This is a genomic window from Pseudomonadota bacterium, from assembly GCA_016195085.1.
GTDB lineage: Bacteria > Pseudomonadota > Alphaproteobacteria > SHVZ01 > SHVZ01 > JACQAG01.
The window spans coordinates 42674-58314 of the sequence record JACQAG010000012.1 but is presented as its reverse complement, the minus strand read 5'-3'; the positions used below and the strand labels follow the sequence as shown (position 1 = coordinate 58314).

The window sequence follows — 15641 nt, the reverse complement described above, 5'->3', positions numbered from 1 at the left end:
GGATCGAGCTGAACCGCCGCCCGGCCGCGGCATTCCCTAGGGCGGCCGCCCGGCCTATAATCGGCTGGCGATGACGGGCCCCATTTCCACGCTCACCTCGAGCCTTCTGCTACACAGCCAGATCGGCAAGATCCAGGGCCGGCTCAACACGCTGCAAACCGAGGCGGCGACCGGCCTCGCCGGTTCGTCCTTCGCCGAGCTAGGCGCCGGCGCCGCCGCCAGCCTCGAGCTCGGCACCCAGAAGGCGGTGCTGCAGAGCTATCAAACGAGCGTGCAGACGACCCAAGGACGAATTGCGACGATTGGCCAGGGGCTTGTGCAGATCGCCCGCGTCGCCGCTGATTTCAAGTCCGCCTACATCCAGGCGAGACCCTATCTCGAATCCGACCCGACGCAGCGCTCGCTCCTGCAGGACCGTGCCGTAGAGGCGCTGGGGCAGATCCAAAGCGTGTTGAACACCGAGTTCGACGGCCGTCACCTCTTTGCCGGCCGGGCGGTGTCGACGCCACCCTCCGTGCCGGCGAATTCGACCCTTTATGGCCCTTCGCCCTTGAGCGTCGCCGGCAATGTCATCAATACCGCTCCCGGCACGAACTACGTCGCCAATGGCGCCGCCGTCGCCTTCAATGCCGCTGTCGCGACCCTCACGCCGACCGCGGCACCCTACGACGGCATCGCCAACACCTACCCCTATGTCGGCGATACCGCCCCCTACTCCAACAACCCACCGTCGGGAGCGGCCGTCAGCGCCCGCGTGGCACCCAACACCGATCTCGGCTATACGCTTCGCGGCGACGATCCGGCGATCGCCGCTATCCAGCAGGGCCTCTATACCCTGGCTGCGACCCAGCTCCCGGCCGGCGCGTCGACCGCCACGGGGCAGAGCTTCTTGAGCTTGCTCGACGCCGCGAGCGTCCGCATCGATCAAGGATTGAACGCCGCCGCGGCCGCCCCCGCCGGGGTGCCGACCGTGGCGCCGCCGGCGACGGGCCTCAATGCGGTCATCGGCAGGCTCGCCATCGCGGAAGGCGGGCTGCAGACCCTCTCCAAGCAACAGAGCAGTACCGCGATCGCCGTCGACCAGCAGCTTGCGAGGACGCAAGAGGTCGACCCCGCCCAAGCCATCACCGACCTCAAGAACCAGGAAAGCCAGCTGAAGCTCGTCTACAAGGTTGAAGCCGAGCGTCGGGGCCTTACGCTCGATAAATTCCTCTGACATCACCATCCGCATCTCGAGCGTGCCCGCTCGGCACCGCAGAGGCGCGGACGTTGAAAACCATCGATCTGCGACCCAGGTCTTGGTCACCGAGAAACGTTTGAGGGCAGCGTCGCCAATGCATTCCCGCATGCCTCAGTTGTCCGCCATCGGGTTCGACGCCGATGACACGCTTTGGCACAATGAACGCTTCTTCAAATTGACCGAGGCGCGCTTTGCAACGCTGCTGGCCGAGCATGCGGAGGCGGACGACATCGCCCGCAAATTGCTGGAGTCGGAAAGGCGGAATCTGCAGTTCTATGGTTATGGCATCAAGGGCTTCACCCTTTCCATGATCGAGACCGCCATCGAGGTGACCCAAGGGCACGTGCCTGCGTCGGTCATCGGAGAGATCCTCGCCGTCGGTCGGGACATGCTTGGTCACCCCGTCGAAACCTTCCCCTATGTCAGAGAGACGCTCGAAGAATTGGCTGGGTCCTATCGAATTTTATTGATCACAAAGGGTGATCTCTTCGACCAAGAGCGAAAGCTGGCGCAATCGGGGCTCGGCGAGCTGTTCCATGCGGTGGAGATCGTCAGCGAAAAGAATGCATCCACCTATGAGCGGATATTCAATCGGCACGGCGATGGCCCAAGCCGAAGCATGATGGTGGGCAATTCGCTGAAGTCCGACATCGTTCCCGCCATCGAAGCGGGGAGCTGGGGCGTTCACGTACCGCACGCGCTCACCTGGGCACTCGAGCATTGCGAGGCGCCGGTTCAGGAGCCGCGTTTCCGGCGTCTGTCCCATCTGGGCGAGTTGGTCGACCTCGTCGCGGAGCTTTCCAGCTCATCCTGATCGTGGGCGCAGGCGCGTCAGGCACTCAGGCGGCGGCGACGCCCCTAGCCGAAAGCGGCGAGACGCTCAACCAGAAGCTCCAGGCCGTTGATGACCTCGAGCGTGGTGCCGTAGGGCCTGCCCTTGGCACGCAGGCGCACGATGGCGCGGAGCGTGGCAATCTGCAGGCGGATGACCTCGACCTGATCCGGGGCGAGGCCGGTCGTCTCATCCAGGACCTTGACGATCAGCGTCGCCACTTGGGAGACGGCGGGATAGCCGAAGCTGCCGCCTTCTCCGCGGAGGTCGTGGGCGATCTCATAGGCGCGTTTGGCGGCAAGCCTGTCGGCGGGATCGGCAATGAGAGAGCGAAGCTCCGCGCTCAATCGGTCGAGCGAGGATTGGGCGATCTTGGCGTAGTCCGACCGCTCCAAATGCCGCTTGGCCGCAGCTTCAGCCTCTCGCATGGCTTTGACCCCGCCGCCGGGAATGCCCTTGCCGACCTTGTCGCGCAAGGAGCTTGGCGGCATGACGAATTCCGCCATGGTCCATACATCCAAGCGGGGGACGTGGTGCGCCCCGAGCTCAGTCGAAGGCGCCGATCACTGACTGCATCTTCTGCTTCAGCGTCTCTGCGTTGAAGGGCTTGACGATGTAGTTGTTGACGCCCGCTTGCTTGGCGGCGACCACGTTCTCGGTCTTGCTCTCGGCCGTCACCATGATGAAGGGGACGCCGTTCAGCTTGCCGTCGGCGCGCACTTCCTTCAGGAGCTGGAGGCCCGTCATCGGCTCCATGTTCCAGTCGCTGATCACCAGGCCGGCGGGCTTCGCCCGGAGCTTGCCCAAGGCGGCGGCGCCGTCTTCTGCCTCGCTCACATTCTTGAAGCCGAGCTGGTTCAAGAGATTCTTGATGATACGGCGCATGGTCGCATAGTCGTCGACGACCAGGACTTCCATTTCCTTGCTGACTGTCATAGCACGTTGCTCCTTCTCGAAAACCGCTCGTCAGGTGAGTAAAATCGCTAACTTCAGGAGGTTACCCATTCGGGCGTCGGTGGCCCATCAGACAAAAGTATGAGGTGATGCGCCGTGCTGCCGTCTTGGCCCGCGGCAGTCGCCGCTTCCGGCCTTACGCCGCGGCGCGGATCGGCGTGGCGACGGAGAGGGCTTGACGGGTGAGGCAGTAAACGCCGCGCTCGCCGGGAACCGGCGCGAATTGATCGGTGATGCCGAAGACCGTCTCTGACCCGCCGAGATACAGCAAGCCGTCCATCGGCAGCCGGCGCGCGATCTGCTCCAGGATCTTCGCCTTGGTCGGCTGATCGAAGTAGATCAGCACATTGCGGCAGAACACCACATCGAATTGGCCGAGGGGCGCCGGATCGTCCAGGAGATTGAACTCGTGAAACCGGGTCATTGGACGCAGCGTCGAGGCAACCGACCACTTCTCGCCGTCTTGGACGAAATACTTCGCCAGCATCGGTGCCGGCATGCCGCGCTGCACCTCGAACTGCGAATAGACGCCGCCGCGGGCACGCTCGACCATGGCTTTCGAGAGATCGGTGCCGAGCACGTCGACTCTCCAGCCCTGCAATCGGTTCGCTTCCTCCGCCAGAACCATGGCCAGGCTGTAGGGCTCCTGGCCGCTCGAGCAGGCCGCACTCCAGATCTTGAGCTGCCGGGCTCCGGCGCGGGCCTCGATGAGCTTCGGCAGGGCCACGCGCCGAAACTGGTCGAAAGGCTTCACGTCGCGAAAGAACAGGGATTCGTTGGTCGTCATCGCTTCGACGATCTCGTCCAGAACACTCGGCACCTCACGAGAGCGGGCCCTGGCGACGAGGTCGTCGAGGCTCGCCTGCCCGAGTCTGCGGGCGATCGGCATCAGCCGGCTCTCCAGCAGATAGACCTTGTCCGGGGTGAGGACGATTCCGGAGCGATCCTTGACCAAACCGGCCAGGAATTGGAACGCATCGGTCTGCATGAAGCCTCGCTCCATTCAATTGCTGGGGCCGGTCGCGGCCCGACACTTGGATACCGCAAAAAGCTTACGGGCATGCGGCTCAGCCCGGTATCCAACGAAGGTATGAGGGAGCGCGACGGCGGATTGGAATCGATGAGACATCGGACGTATCGCCCGCGCTTCGTTCGCAGCCGCTCAGGCAGCCTCGAGCCCGGCGCGGCGGCGCATCCATGCGGAAAGCTCTGGAATCGGCAACACGGCGGTGCAGAGCCCCGCCGTCGCCACGGCCCCGGGCATGCCCCAGACCACGCTGGTCTTCTCGTCCTGGGCTGCGAGCGTAGCGCCGGCCTCGATCAGCGCGCGGCCACCGGCAAGTCCGTCCTGGCCCATCCCGGTGAGCACGATCGCCAGCGCCCGCGCGCCCCACGTCCTCGCCACGGCCCGAAACATCGGATCCACCGCCGGACGGCAGAAATTCTCCGGCGCATCCTTGACCAGGCGCAGCACGATGCCGTCCGCCCGCCGTTCGGCAAGCATGTGGAAGTCTCCCGGGGCGACGTAGATCCGCCCGGGGAGAATGCTCTCCCCGTCCACCGCCTCGGCCGCTGGAATTCCGCTCGAGCGGGCCAGATGCTGGGCCAAAATCGTGGTGAAGGTCGGGGGCATGTGCTGGGTGATGAGGATCGGCACCCGCAAATTCTGCGGCAGCCGCGCCAGCAGCGTCTGCAAGGCTTGCGGACCGCCGGTCGAGCTGCCGATGGCAATGATTTCCGGGGAGATCGTATTTGCTTGCCGGAGCGCGATCGGTGTCTTCGCCGGATGAGTCGTCGGACTGGAGCCCGGTCCGCCTCCCGGCCGCGGCGGCAGCTTCTGCCTCGTGGACGGATCACGCTCGGCTCGCGGCCGTGACCGGCCCTCGCCGTCGCGCCGTGCGCCGGCCAACGCCTTCACCTTGAGGATCAGCCCCTGCTTGAACTCGTCGGTGCCGCGGATGGCGCCGGCAGAGGTCGGTTTCGCCACATAGTCGGAGGCGCCTGCCGCCAATGCTTTCAAGCTGGCTTCGGCGTTTTGCAGGGTCAGCGTCGAGGCCATGACGATCTTCAGGTCCGGATCGATCTCCAGAAGCTTCGGAATCGCCGTCAATCCGTCCATGCGCGGCATCTCGATGTCGAGCACCAGAACTTCCGCCGAGGCACCGCCATCCCGTTGGTGGCGAAGCGTGCCGATCGCCATCAGACCATCGGCCGCAGAGGCGACCACCTTGATCTCGGGATCGGCCTCCAGGATGCGGGCGATCAGGCCGCGAATGACCGCGGAGTCGTCGACGATCATGACGCGATAGGGCTCAGTCATGGCGACGGAGGGCGGCATGGCGATTGTCTCTGCAGGTCTCACGCGGACAGGCCCTTCCATGAAAGCGCCATGGGCCCGCCATCGTCTGGCGCGCCCCATGCGCTTTGTAGGACCCGGTGCCAAGCGGCGATATCATACGTTCGTATAGATCACTCCGGCCGCATGCTTCGGCATCTTCGGTTCTCCGAATTCCACAATACGGAAGAGGCCCGCCATGCGCATGCTCGGTCAGCTCGGCATCAGCGCGAAGATCTGCAGCGCCGTCGGCATTCTGGCACTCATCGCGATCTCCGTCTGCGGCGTCGGTCTGCAGGCGATGCAGACCTATAATCATAAGGTCGCAGAGTTGGCCAACTTGTCGAGCCGCGCCCTGTTGGCCGACAAGATCAACGGCCTCATTCTGGCCGTGGTGATGGACTCCCGCGGGATGTACATGTCCCGCGATTTGCCGGAGCAGGATAAATACGCCAAGCCGCTGGTCGTCAATCTGAAGGCGATGGAAGAGCGCTTGGCCGAGCTCGAAGCGATCACTCCTGCCGTGGAGGGCTCGATCACCCTGCCGGCGATGCTCAAGGGTCGCGAGTTCATCAAATTCCGCCGCGAGATGGTGGCCATCGGGCGCGTACAGGGACCGGCCGTCACCCGTGAGATCGGCGACAACGAAGCGAACCGGACCAATCGTCAGGCATTGAACAAGGAGATGGAGAGTCTGGTCAACCACCTCGACGGGCAGATGCTGGTGGTGCCCGAGGCACTCGCAAGCTTCTATAACGGTCGCGTTATGCTGCTGATCGTGGTGTCGGCAACGGGCATCGGTCTCGGCCTTGCGCTTGCGATCTGGGTCGCTGCCGGCGCGGTGACGCGGCCGATTCGCCGGCTGAACCACTGCATGCGCACGCTGGCCGCCGGTAATACCGCGGACGAGATCCAGTTCACCCAGCGCGGCGACGAAGTGGGCGAGATGGCGCGTGCCGTCTTGGTCTTCCGGGAGAACATGATCAAAGCGACGTCTCTCGAGAGCGAACGCGCGAGCGAGCGGGAAGCCAAGGAGAAGCGGCGTCAGGCCGTCGACCGCATAGTGAACGGCTTCATTGAAGAGGTCGACCGGGTGACCAATCGGCTCTCCGGCTCCTCCGATACGCTGAAGGGAGCCGCCGCAACTATGGCCGGGACCGCCAAGGAGACGGCGAAGTGTTCGACGGTGGTGGCGGCCGCGGGCGAGGAAGCGACGCGAAATGTCGCGACCGTCGCCTCGGCGATCGAGGAACTCTCCGCATCGATCCGCGAGATCAGTGCCCGCGTGCAGGACACCGCCGCCAAGGCTGGAGAAGCGAGCGACCGGGTCAAACGCACGACCAGCACCGTTAGCAGCCTAAGCGAAGCCGCCCAGCGGATCGGCGAGGTCGTGAAGCTGATTGCCGATATTTCCAGCAAGACGAACCTGCTGGCGCTCAACGCGACGATCGAGGCTGCGCGCGCCGGCGAGGCCGGCAAGGGCTTCGCCGTGGTTGCGAGCGAGGTCAAGGCGTTGGCCACGCAAACGGCAAGAGCCACCGAGGAGATTTCCCAGCAGGTCGCCATGATCCAATCGGCGACCGGCGAGGCGAGCGCCGCGGTCACCGGCGTCGCCGAAACCGTCGATAACGTCAGCGGCATCTCGCAAGCGATCGCCTCGGCGGTCGAGCAGCAGGGGGCCGCCACCCAGGAGATCGCCAGCAACGTTCAGCAGGCTGCCACCGGCACCGGCGACGTTTCGCTCAACATCGCCGAGGTCGCCAAGGCGACCGAGGCGACGCGCGAATCGGCAGCGAAGGTCTTGGAGGCCGCCGAGAGCGTCGGCGAACAATCCACCGTCTTGCGTCGCCAGGTCGAGTCATTCCTGGTCGAGCTCAAAGCCGCTTAGCGCGACCACAAACGTCCCCACGCCCATCATCGGCGCCCGCGGCCGCACTGCCACCACGGTGAACCCGGCGCTTGCATGCGCCATGCGCGCACCGGAATTCGACGACGAAGGTCCGGTAACAATTCGCTCATACTTTCGACTGATGGCGAGTGTCGACGCGATCGACGATCTTGAAATCAACCTTGGTTTGGAGAGCATAGATGAGCCTCGCATTCGATCTCACGCCGGCGCAGGGTGGTTCCCCCACGGCACAGAACGCGGTTGTGTGTCAGGGACAACCGACTCCATTCGGCGCCGGATCTCTCGCCGAGGCGGACGACACGGGCGATATCCGGCAATCCATGTTGCGCCGGCTCGTCGTCCTCGATGACGAGTTGCTCATCTGCGACCTCGTTGCGGCGATCGCGGAGCTCTCCGGCTTCGAAACCGTCGCGACACAGACCGTCGATGAATTTTCTCATGTCATGACCGAGGGCGCGGCCCCCGATGTCGTCGTGCTGGATCTCAATCTCGGGATGACCGACGGCGTCAGCGTTCTGCGTCACCTTCGTGAAATTGCCTGCGAATCATCGATTCTGCTGTTGACCGGCTGCGAGGAGAGGGTGTTGCAGTCCGCCGTCGCCTTCGGACGTACCCTCGGCCTCACCATGCTGGCGCCGATGCGGAAGCCGTTCGATCCCGCCGAGCTGCAAGGCGCCCTGGACCAATACGCTTTGACCCATTCGGCCGTAACCGAGCCGGAGCTGAAGCAGGCGCTCGAGCGCGGCGAGCTCGTCGTCCACATGCAGCCGGTGGTCGAGATTGCCACCGGTCGGGTCGTCGGAGCCGAGGCGCTGGTCCGCTGGCGGCATCCGGTTCGCGGGCTGATCCATCCCGACAGGTTCATTCCGTTGGTCGAAGAGAGCGCGCTGATTCTCCCGCTTACGCTCCAGGTCGCGCAGCTCGCGATCGGGTCGATTTCGGTTCTGCCCGGCGAGCCCTCGGTCGCGATCAACGTACCGCCCACCTGCCTAGGCGATCAGCATTTTCCCGACCAGCTCGTGCAGATCGCCTTCCGCCATGGGATGAAGCCGTCGCGCGTGACCGTGGAGGTGACCGAGACGGCGGCGATGGCCGATCCCGCATTCACCACCTCGCAGGTGACACGGCTCAGAATCAAGGGCTTCCACGTGGCGCTCGACGATTTTGGCACGGGCTATTCCAGCTTGCGCGAGCTGCACCGCATGCCCGTCTCGCTGATCAAGGTCGACCGCTCATTCGTCGGCTCGATTCTCCGCGACAAGGCGGCGCAGGTTATCGTCAAGTCGATCATCGGCCTTGCCAACAATCTCGGCCTCGGCGTGATCGCCGAGGGGGTGGAGAACCGCGAGACGATGGAGATGCTGCGGTCATTCGACTGCAAGCTGGCCCAGGGCTACCACTTCGCGCGACCGATGGCCTCCGACGCCTTCGGCGGCTGGCTCAAGATCTGGGAGGCCCGGGGCGTCGAGCTGACGGTCGCCTGAACAATTCCGATCACCGCATCCGATCATGGCATTCACGACATGCTTGAAGACAGCGACATCGAAGTAACCGCGCTTAGGCACCGCAGGAGGGCCTTGAACGCGACGAACCGGGTCATCCTCAGGGCCTATTCCGCCATCGTGCTGCGGCTGCACCAACGCGGCCTCGCCGGGCCCGTCGCGCGCAAAAGCGCAATCCAAACGACCGCGGATGCCGTCTCGAGGATGACGGGTGTAACGATCAGTGCGAGCGATGTCGAAGAGGCGATCGCTCGGAATTGATGGAGAAGGCCTATCATGAGCGCCCTCGCCTTTGACCACAGCGCCGGGATCGGACCGCCGGCACCGGGCAAGATCCCGTTCCGCACCAAGCTCAAGGCCTGGTGGAACGGCTACGACCCCCTCGATCTTTGCCCGCGTCCCACGCCGCCACCCGCGATCACCATGGCGCCCGCCGCTCCCCCGGCGGCGCTGGCCAATGATGCAACGGAATCTGCGGCGGCGAAAGTCAGGGTGTGGACGGCCAGCCGCATCCACGTGGTCGAGCGGCTGTGGGGCGACGGCTTCCACACGCCTGGTGGCGGCGATCACATCCTCGAGCTGGTAAAGCCGATGGCGCTCAACGAGACCATGACGCTTCTCGACCTCGGCTGCGGTCTCGGCGGAGGGGCACGAACCATCGCCAAAACCTTCAATACCTGGGTTACCGGCATCGAGTGGTGGAAGGAGCTGGCGGTCGCCGGCGTCGAGCGTTCCACCAAGGCCGGCATGGAGAAGAAGGCAGCGGTGCAGTTTCACGCGGGCGACCGGCTGACGCTGAAACCGAAGAGCTTCAATGCCATCTACTCCAAGGAGGCGCTGTTCACGGTTCCGGACAAGGCGAATCTGCTGGAGGTGATCGCGGGCGCGCTGCGGCCTGGCGGCCAGCTCTGCTTCACCGACTACGTGTTGCCGACGAACGAGGATCCATCGCCGCGCATCGTGGAATGGCAGGATCGGGAGCTGGCCGGCGCCACACCCTGGTCGGTCGAAGGATACGCCATCGCGCTCCAGGCGCTCGGCCTCGACCTGCGCATCGCCGAAGACATGAGCGAGCGGCATCGCACGCTCATTCGAGAAGGCTGGGACCAGCTGCAGATCGCCACCGAGGGCATCGTCATCAGCCAGGAGACAATGCCCATCCTCATTCGCGAGGCGGAGATCTGGGCAAGACGCATGGCGCTCCTGCGCAAGGGCGAGCTCAAGCACTACCGGTTCTTCGCGATCAAGCCCGGCAGCTAGCCCCTATTTCTCCCCGGGATCGGCGCCTCGCCGGCGCTCAGGCGCGCATCGATGCCTTGATCAGGTCTGCGGCCTTCTCGGCGATCATGATGGTGGGCGCATTGGTATGCCCCGACATCATGCTGGGCATCACCGAGGCATCGACCACGCGCAAGCCGGCGATGCCGTGCAGCCTGAGCTCGGGGTCGACCACGGCCATCGGATCCAGCCCCATCCTGCAGGTGCAAGCGAGGTGACCGACGCTGAGCCCGGTCCGTCGCGCATAGTCGACGATCTCCGCATCGCTGTCGACGCCGGGTCCGGGGTTGGTCTCGGGGCCGCGAAATCCGTCGAGCTCGGATGCTTGGGCGATGCGTCGGCCGATGCGCACCGCTGCGACCAGCACGCGGCGATCGGTCTCGGCGGCAAGATAGTTCGGCAGGATCGCGGGCGGCACCGCCGGATCGGCGGCGGTGATGTGGATAGAGCCCCGGCTCTCCGGGCGAAGCTGGAAGGCCGCCATCGACATGCCGGGCTCGCGCTCGAGCCTGCCGATGCGTCCGCCGTCGAAGCTCCAGGGAGTCATTGTCAGCTCGAGATCGGGAGCGTCCAGCTCGGAGCGGGACCGGATGAAGGCGCAGAGCTGGGCGGCGCAGACATCGAGCACGCCGCGCCGGAAGACCAGATACTTCAGCGCCTCGCCGAACAGCCTGAGACCGCGGGTACGCTCGTTGAAGCTGACACGCCTGGTCAAGCGCCAGGTGAGACGCGCCAGATAGTGGTCCTGCAGGTTCTCGCCGACGCCGGGTAGATCATGGACGACGGCGAGGCCGAGGCTTCGCAGCCGATCGGCTTGACCGATGCCCGAAAGCTCCAGGAGCTGGGGCGAACCGACCGCGCCGGCGGCGAGAATGACCTGCCGCGAGACTCGCGCCTGACGCCGCTCGCTGCCCTGGCGATAGGCGACGCCGACCGCCCGTCTAGCCTCGAAGAGAACGCGTTCGGTGAGGGCACCGGTCTCGACCCTGAGATTTGAGCGGCCCCGCGCCGGCTTCAAGTAAGCCCTGGCGGTGCTGACGCGCCGGCCCCGGCTGATCGAGCGCTGGAAGTAGTCGATGCCCTCCTGGTCGGCCCCGTTCTGGTCCGAATTGCGTCGGACGCCGTGGCGCTCGGCGGCGGCGAGCAACGCCTCGCAAACGACCGGCCGATCCTTGACCCGGCTCACCCGGAACGGCCCGTCGCCGCCGCGATAGGCATCGGCTCCGCCCTCGAAGCATTCGAGCTTGCGGAAATACGGCAGCACCTCGTCAAAGGACCAGCCGCGATTGCCCATCTGCGCCCAGCTGTCGTAGTCGGAGGCCTGGCCGCGGGTGAAGCCGTGTCCATTGATGGAGCTGGAGCCGCCGAGCACGCGTCCCCGGGGTAAAGCCAGCGCCCGATTGTCTGTGCCCGGCTCTGGCGCGCTCGTGTACATCCAGTTGACGCTGGGGTCGCGAATGGTCTTGGCGTAGCCGAGCGGAATATGGATCCAGGGATTGCGATCCTCGGGGCCCGCCTCCAGGAGCAGGACCCGATGCGAGGGATCTTCGCTGAGACGCGCCGCCAGCACGCAGCCGGCCGAGCCCGCCCCGACGATGATGGTGTCGAAGTCCATGGTGGCCGGCGAGATCGGAGTCAGGCGGCGATCCCCTCCTTCAGCATCTCGCCGTGGATGTCGTCGAGCGCTTGCCGGAAGCGCCGGAACAGCTCGCCGAATTCGCTAGGCTGTATGATCAGCGGCGGCGAGAAGGCGATCGAGTCGCCGGCCGTGCTGGTCCGAACGATGGCGCCCAGCTCCTGCGCGCGCACCCTGACCCGGTTCTTGATCTTGAGCGCCGGCTCGAACGACCGCTTGGTCTTCTTGTCGGCGACCAGCTCGACCGCGCCCATGAGGCCGACGCCGCGGGTGTGGCCGACCAGCGGATGGTCGGCGAAGCTCGCGATCTGCCCTTGGAAATCCGGCGCGATCCGCCGCACATGGCCGAGGAGGTCGCGCGTCTCGAACACCTCCAGCACCTTGAGCGCGACCGCAACCGCAGCCGGGTGTCCGGTGGTGGTGTGAGCATGGGCAAAAAGGCCGAATTTGCGGCTCTGCGCCTCCATGGCCGCGTAGATCGGCTCGGAGACCAGGAGCGCCGAGAGCGGCAGATAGGAGGAGGTCAGGCCTTTGGCGACCGTCATCATGTCCGGGCGGATGGCGAAGGTCTCTGAGCCGAACATGTTGCCGGTGCGCCCGAAGCCGGTGATGACCTCGTCGGCCAGCATCAGCACGTCGTAGCGTTTGAGCACGGCCTGGATCTTCTCGAAATAGGTCCGCGGCGGTACGATGCAGCCGCCGCCGCCCAAGACCGGCTCGGCGATGAAGGCCGCGATCGTCTCGGGCCCCTCGCGCTGGATCATCGCCTCGAGATTGGCGGCCAAGCGGCTGGCATACTGCTCCTCGCTCTCTCCGGGCCTGCCGTCGCGGTAGTAGTGCGGCGTGTCGGTGTGGAGGAAGCCAGGCAGCGGCAGATCGAAACCTTGGTGCATGACCGGAATGCCGGTCATCGAGGCGGCAACGCCGGTGATGCCGTGGAAAGCATGATGGCGAGCGATGATCTTCTTCTTCTTCGGCCGGTCGACGGCGTTGTTGTAGTACCACACGAGCTTGGCCATGGCGTCGTTGGCCTCGCTGCCGGAATTGCCAAAGAAGACCCGCGCCATCGGCGCCGGCGCGATGGCCTTCAGCTTCTCGGCGAGCTCGCCCAGGATCGGCAGCCCCTTGTCGAACAGGTTGTGATACCAGGGCAACTCCCTCAGCTGCGCGCAGGCCGCTTCGATCAGCTCCTGATCGGAGAAGCCCAAGGCCGCGCACCACATGCCGGCCGCACCCTCGATGTATTCCTTGCCTTCGTCGTCATAGACGTAGACGCCTTTGGCTTTGGTCACCATGACCGGCGGCTGACGCTTCAACCCATCGAGATCGCCATAGGCCTGCAGCACATGGCGTGCGTAGCGGGCGCCGAGGGAATTCACCTGATCCGTCATGGACGCCATGGCCGGTCGCACTCCTCTCTTTCAAGATCGAGACGAAACGAGCGGCGGGCATTCTAGCCGGTCTTCGCCAAAGGGGCTCGCCCGAGAAACGGGCTTGGCGAGAAAGGCTTCGACGCCGAAGGAGCGCGCCTTCAGGACGTTGTCCTTGACCGGATTGGCAGTGAGGATGATCACCGGGGTGTTTTGCATGCCCAGCTGCGGGTCGGTGCGGATAAACTCGACCAATTCCAGCCCGCTGACCGGCGCCATCTTGATGTCGCAGACTTCGGCGGATCGACAGTGCTCCGCCTTGGCGGAAGCGGAGGATCAGGAGCCGTGTCTGGTCGAGGATCCACGCATGTAGTGGCGTTCAGGCTGGTAGGAGCGCAGGAAACCCAACCGGATCCACACCATCAACCGACGCCCGAGCCGAACCATGTTCCCCTCCTGCCATCACCCGGCCCGATGAGCCTGACCCGACGCGCCGTCCCAATGCTGTGACCGGCATCACACCCCTTCAGAATGCCGGGCGAAGCAGGCAGATTTGCGGCAACGCCAGGGCAGACGGATGAAACAGTTCATTATCGGCAAGACCTCGCGGAACCCTGGCCCTCAGGGCTACGCCGGGCCATCTTGCGAGCGCGCCGGGTCGAGCCGGGAAAGATCTATGGCAGCCTCGAGGAGGCCCGGGCCGATGCTCGGAAGCTCGCTTCCGTCAACCCCGTCGGGTTCGTCGTCTATCGGGTCAAAGGCCGGAGATATTTCCCGCAGCCGAGCTAGAGCGCGACCATCGGCAAAAAATCACCGACCGCGGCGGGCTCGACCGGATCGACCTTCCGGCCGATCGAGGCCGACCCCTGACCGGGTCCTGTCGACGGACGCTCCCTGAGGGCATGCTATGTCTAGGGCATCGGCGTCCCGTTCATTGAAGGCGACCGAGATTGCCAGGAGCGACCCGGACGGCCTATGTTTTGCCAGAAACACGGGTTCATCTGGGGAATCCCGGATAATCAAATTGGATGCGTGAGGCGCCGCCGACCGAGCCCCTTCGGCGGAGCGGCGATTGGGAACCGAATGACTGCTGCTGGGGGGCCAATGCTTGGAATCGGCGTCGTTGGCGCCGGAATCGTCGGACAAGTGGCGCATATCGCCAATTACCGGCAGTTCAACGATTGTCAGATCGTCGCCTTGGCCGACCTCAGAGCCGAGCTGTGCAGACGCGTCGGCGAGCGCTTCGGCATCCCGCGGCTCTACCGGTCGCATCTCGAGCTCTTGCAGGATCCGGCGGTCGAAGCGGTCGTTGTCGTTACGAATCGACCCGCGACCGGCCCGGTGGTCCTGGACGCGCTCGAAGCCAGCAAGCAGGTGTTCTCCGAGAAACCGATGGCCCACACGCTGGCCCAGGCAACGCGGCTGGTCGAGGCGGCCGAGGCGCGCAACCTCCGCTATGCCGTCGGCTTCATGAAGCGTCACGATGCTGGCCTGCAGACCGGCAAACGTCTCTTCGACGCGCTTCTCGCAGATGGCTCGCTCGGCAAGCTCGTCTTCGCCCGCTGCTACTGCTTCACGGGCGATTTCGCGGCCAATGTCGACGACTACGTCATGACCGCCGAGCAACGGCCCGAGGGGCTCAAGATCTGGCCAATCGCGCCGGACTGGATGCCTGAGGCGTGGGTTCGGCCCTATGCGCAGTTCCTCAATGTGTTCGTCCATGACGTGAACACCTTTCGCTACGTCATGGGACGCACGCCTGAATTGCTCGACGTCCGATTGGGCCAACCTACCGGCCATATCGTGACCTTTGATTTCGGCACATGCCTTGGCGTCATGGAGCTCGGTGAAACGAGCGTTCCCGGCTGGCATGAAGGACTCGAGATCTTCTTCGAGAAGGGGCGGCTGCTCATCGAGTTCGCGGCCCCGCTGCTGCGCAACGCTTCCGCGCAGGTGACGTTGGAGCGCGCCGGCGGCGCACGGGAAACGATCATGCCAGCCATCGACTGGAGCTGGGCCTTTCGTCGGCAGACGGAAGCCTTCGTAAAGGACGTTCGAACCGGGAGCCTGCCGCTTGGCAACGGTCGCGACGCGCTCGAGGACCTCCGCCTGATCGAGGAAATCTGGCGCCGCCACCTGGCCGCGGAGGGCAAGCCCACCCCGAGTCTGCCACTTGCTGGCGTCAGCGCACCAGACGTGAGCCGCTTAAGAAGTGCCTGATCGGCCGCGCTGCCGACCTAAGGGCATCGACGCGCACGCCTCATTACGGCCTGGCCGCGCCCCAACCCATGGCGAGGTCGAGCATTGCGCCGAGCAGCGTCAAGCGCCCGGAAAACGACAGTCGATCTCGGCAGCTTCCACCGTCAGTGGCAAAGGGGCCATCTGGTTTGCGACCTATAAGGGCGGGATGAGTGCGGATTTATTTGTCGCAATGCTCAAGCAGGTTGCCTCAAGCGAATTGCTCCAAGAACGTTTCGAGGCCGACCTCATCGGTATCCAGAACAACCGAGCCCTCGTCCGATCGTTCTTCAAGGCTCCGTATTTCGCCTATATTGCTGACCGGTGAGTAATTCGCATCGCCTCGG

At 64.8% G+C, this 15641-nt stretch carries 15 protein-coding genes; 8 read left to right on the top strand and 7 right to left on the bottom strand.

The window, feature by feature from the left end; all coding sequences use genetic code 11:
• Window positions 1-70 precede the first annotated feature (70 nt).
• Both HY058_03455 and HY058_03450 read left to right on the top strand, forming a co-directional pair.
• Window positions 71-1216, top strand: coding sequence for a hypothetical protein (locus tag HY058_03455; GenBank protein ID MBI3496343.1), 1146 nt, complete (start codon window positions 71-73; stop codon window positions 1214-1216).
• A gap of 130 nt (window positions 1217-1346) precedes the next feature.
• Entirely contained in the window at window positions 1347-2054 is a 708-nt protein-coding gene (locus HY058_03450; GenBank protein ID MBI3496342.1) for an HAD family hydrolase, read from the top strand.
• Between the two features lie 44 nt (window positions 2055-2098).
• On the opposite strand, the gene HY058_03445 is transcribed toward HY058_03450, so the two are convergent.
• The 4 genes from HY058_03445 to HY058_03430 all read right to left on the bottom strand — a co-directional run bounded on the left by HY058_03445 (window position 2099) and on the right by HY058_03430 (window position 5325).
• Window positions 2099-2578 carry an Hpt domain-containing protein gene (locus tag HY058_03445; protein ID MBI3496341.1) on the bottom strand — a complete coding sequence of 160 codons (480 nt, stop codon included), beginning with the start codon at window positions 2576-2578 and terminating at the stop codon, window positions 2099-2101.
• Between the two features lie 40 nt (window positions 2579-2618).
• Window positions 2619-3008: a response regulator gene (locus HY058_03440; protein ID MBI3496340.1), complete on the bottom strand. Its 390-nt coding sequence runs from the start codon at window positions 3006-3008 to the stop codon at window positions 2619-2621.
• Window positions 3009-3162: 154 nt separating this feature from the next.
• Window positions 3163-4014 (bottom strand): protein-glutamate O-methyltransferase, encoded by an 852-nt coding sequence (locus tag HY058_03435; protein MBI3496339.1) that lies wholly within the window; start codon window positions 4012-4014, stop codon window positions 3163-3165.
• A 174-nt stretch (window positions 4015-4188) separates the two neighbouring features.
• Entirely contained in the window at window positions 4189-5325 is a 1137-nt protein-coding gene (locus tag HY058_03430) for a chemotaxis response regulator protein-glutamate methylesterase (GenBank protein ID MBI3496338.1), read from the bottom strand.
• Between the two features lie 235 nt (window positions 5326-5560).
• On the opposite strand from HY058_03430, the gene HY058_03425 reads away from it, so the two are divergent.
• The 4 genes from HY058_03425 (at window position 5561) to HY058_03410 (ending at window position 10032) form a co-directional block, all read left to right on the top strand.
• Window positions 5561-7249, top strand: a complete 1689-nt coding sequence (locus HY058_03425) for a HAMP domain-containing protein (GenBank protein ID MBI3496337.1) — start codon at window positions 5561-5563, stop codon at window positions 7247-7249.
• A 200-nt stretch (window positions 7250-7449) separates the two neighbouring features.
• A complete protein-coding gene (locus tag HY058_03420) occupies window positions 7450-8754 on the top strand; it encodes an EAL domain-containing response regulator (protein MBI3496336.1) in 1305 nt (434 codons plus the stop codon).
• A 39-nt stretch (window positions 8755-8793) separates the two neighbouring features.
• Window positions 8794-9033, top strand: coding sequence for a hypothetical protein (locus HY058_03415; protein ID MBI3496335.1), 240 nt, complete (start codon window positions 8794-8796; stop codon window positions 9031-9033).
• Window positions 9034-9048: 15 nt separating this feature from the next.
• The gene (locus tag HY058_03410) at window positions 9049-10032 is read left to right on the top strand and encodes a methyltransferase domain-containing protein (GenBank protein MBI3496334.1); all 984 of its coding nucleotides are present in this window, start codon (window positions 9049-9051) and stop codon (window positions 10030-10032) included.
• Between the two features lie 37 nt (window positions 10033-10069).
• Here HY058_03410 and HY058_03405 read toward each other — a convergent pair whose 3' ends face one another.
• The 3 genes from HY058_03405 to HY058_03395 are packed head-to-tail and all read right to left on the bottom strand — an operon-like array spanning window position 10070 to window position 13335.
• Window positions 10070-11665, bottom strand: coding sequence for a GMC family oxidoreductase N-terminal domain-containing protein (locus HY058_03405; GenBank protein MBI3496333.1), 1596 nt, complete (start codon window positions 11663-11665; stop codon window positions 10070-10072).
• 20 nt (window positions 11666-11685) lie between these two features.
• Window positions 11686-13077, bottom strand: a complete 1392-nt coding sequence (locus HY058_03400; protein MBI3496332.1) for an aminotransferase class III-fold pyridoxal phosphate-dependent enzyme — start codon at window positions 13075-13077, stop codon at window positions 11686-11688.
• A 30-nt stretch (window positions 13078-13107) separates the two neighbouring features.
• Window positions 13108-13335, bottom strand: a complete 228-nt coding sequence (locus HY058_03395; GenBank protein MBI3496331.1) for a hypothetical protein — start codon at window positions 13333-13335, stop codon at window positions 13108-13110.
• 825 nt (window positions 13336-14160) lie between these two features.
• Here HY058_03395 and HY058_03390 point away from each other — a divergent pair.
• Together HY058_03390 and HY058_03385 are read left to right on the top strand one after the other, a co-directional pair.
• Window positions 14161-15276, top strand: coding sequence for a Gfo/Idh/MocA family oxidoreductase (locus tag HY058_03390; protein MBI3496330.1), 1116 nt, complete (start codon window positions 14161-14163; stop codon window positions 15274-15276).
• Window positions 15269-15622, top strand: coding sequence for a hypothetical protein (locus HY058_03385; GenBank protein MBI3496329.1), 354 nt, complete (start codon window positions 15269-15271; stop codon window positions 15620-15622). Before HY058_03390 ends, HY058_03385 begins: the two co-directional genes overlap by 8 nt.
• The last annotated feature ends 19 nt before the right edge of the window (window positions 15623-15641 follow it).

Coding starts and splice junctions, on each gene's coding strand:
- HY058_03455 (MBI3496343.1), top strand. CDS start 71: ATGACGGGCCCCATTTCCACGCTCACCTCGAGCCTTCTGCTACACAGC.
- HY058_03450 (MBI3496342.1), top strand. CDS start 1,347: ATGCCTCAGTTGTCCGCCATCGGGTTCGACGCCGATGACACGCTTTGG.
- HY058_03445 (MBI3496341.1), bottom strand. CDS start 2,578: ATGGCGGAATTCGTCATGCCGCCAAGCTCCTTGCGCGACAAGGTCGGC.
- HY058_03440 (MBI3496340.1), bottom strand. CDS start 3,008: ATGACAGTCAGCAAGGAAATGGAAGTCCTGGTCGTCGACGACTATGCG.
- HY058_03435 (MBI3496339.1), bottom strand. CDS start 4,014: ATGCAGACCGATGCGTTCCAATTCCTGGCCGGTTTGGTCAAGGATCGC.
- HY058_03430 (MBI3496338.1), bottom strand. CDS start 5,325: ATGATCGTCGACGACTCCGCGGTCATTCGCGGCCTGATCGCCCGCATC.
- HY058_03425 (MBI3496337.1), top strand. CDS start 5,561: ATGCGCATGCTCGGTCAGCTCGGCATCAGCGCGAAGATCTGCAGCGCC.
- HY058_03420 (MBI3496336.1), top strand. CDS start 7,450: ATGAGCCTCGCATTCGATCTCACGCCGGCGCAGGGTGGTTCCCCCACG.
- HY058_03415 (MBI3496335.1), top strand. CDS start 8,794: ATGCTTGAAGACAGCGACATCGAAGTAACCGCGCTTAGGCACCGCAGG.
- HY058_03410 (MBI3496334.1), top strand. CDS start 9,049: ATGAGCGCCCTCGCCTTTGACCACAGCGCCGGGATCGGACCGCCGGCA.
- HY058_03405 (MBI3496333.1), bottom strand. CDS start 11,665: ATGGACTTCGACACCATCATCGTCGGGGCGGGCTCGGCCGGCTGCGTG.
- HY058_03400 (MBI3496332.1), bottom strand. CDS start 13,077: ATGACGGATCAGGTGAATTCCCTCGGCGCCCGCTACGCACGCCATGTG.
- HY058_03395 (MBI3496331.1), bottom strand. CDS start 13,335: ATGGCGCCGGTCAGCGGGCTGGAATTGGTCGAGTTTATCCGCACCGAC.
- HY058_03390 (MBI3496330.1), top strand. CDS start 14,161: ATGCTTGGAATCGGCGTCGTTGGCGCCGGAATCGTCGGACAAGTGGCG.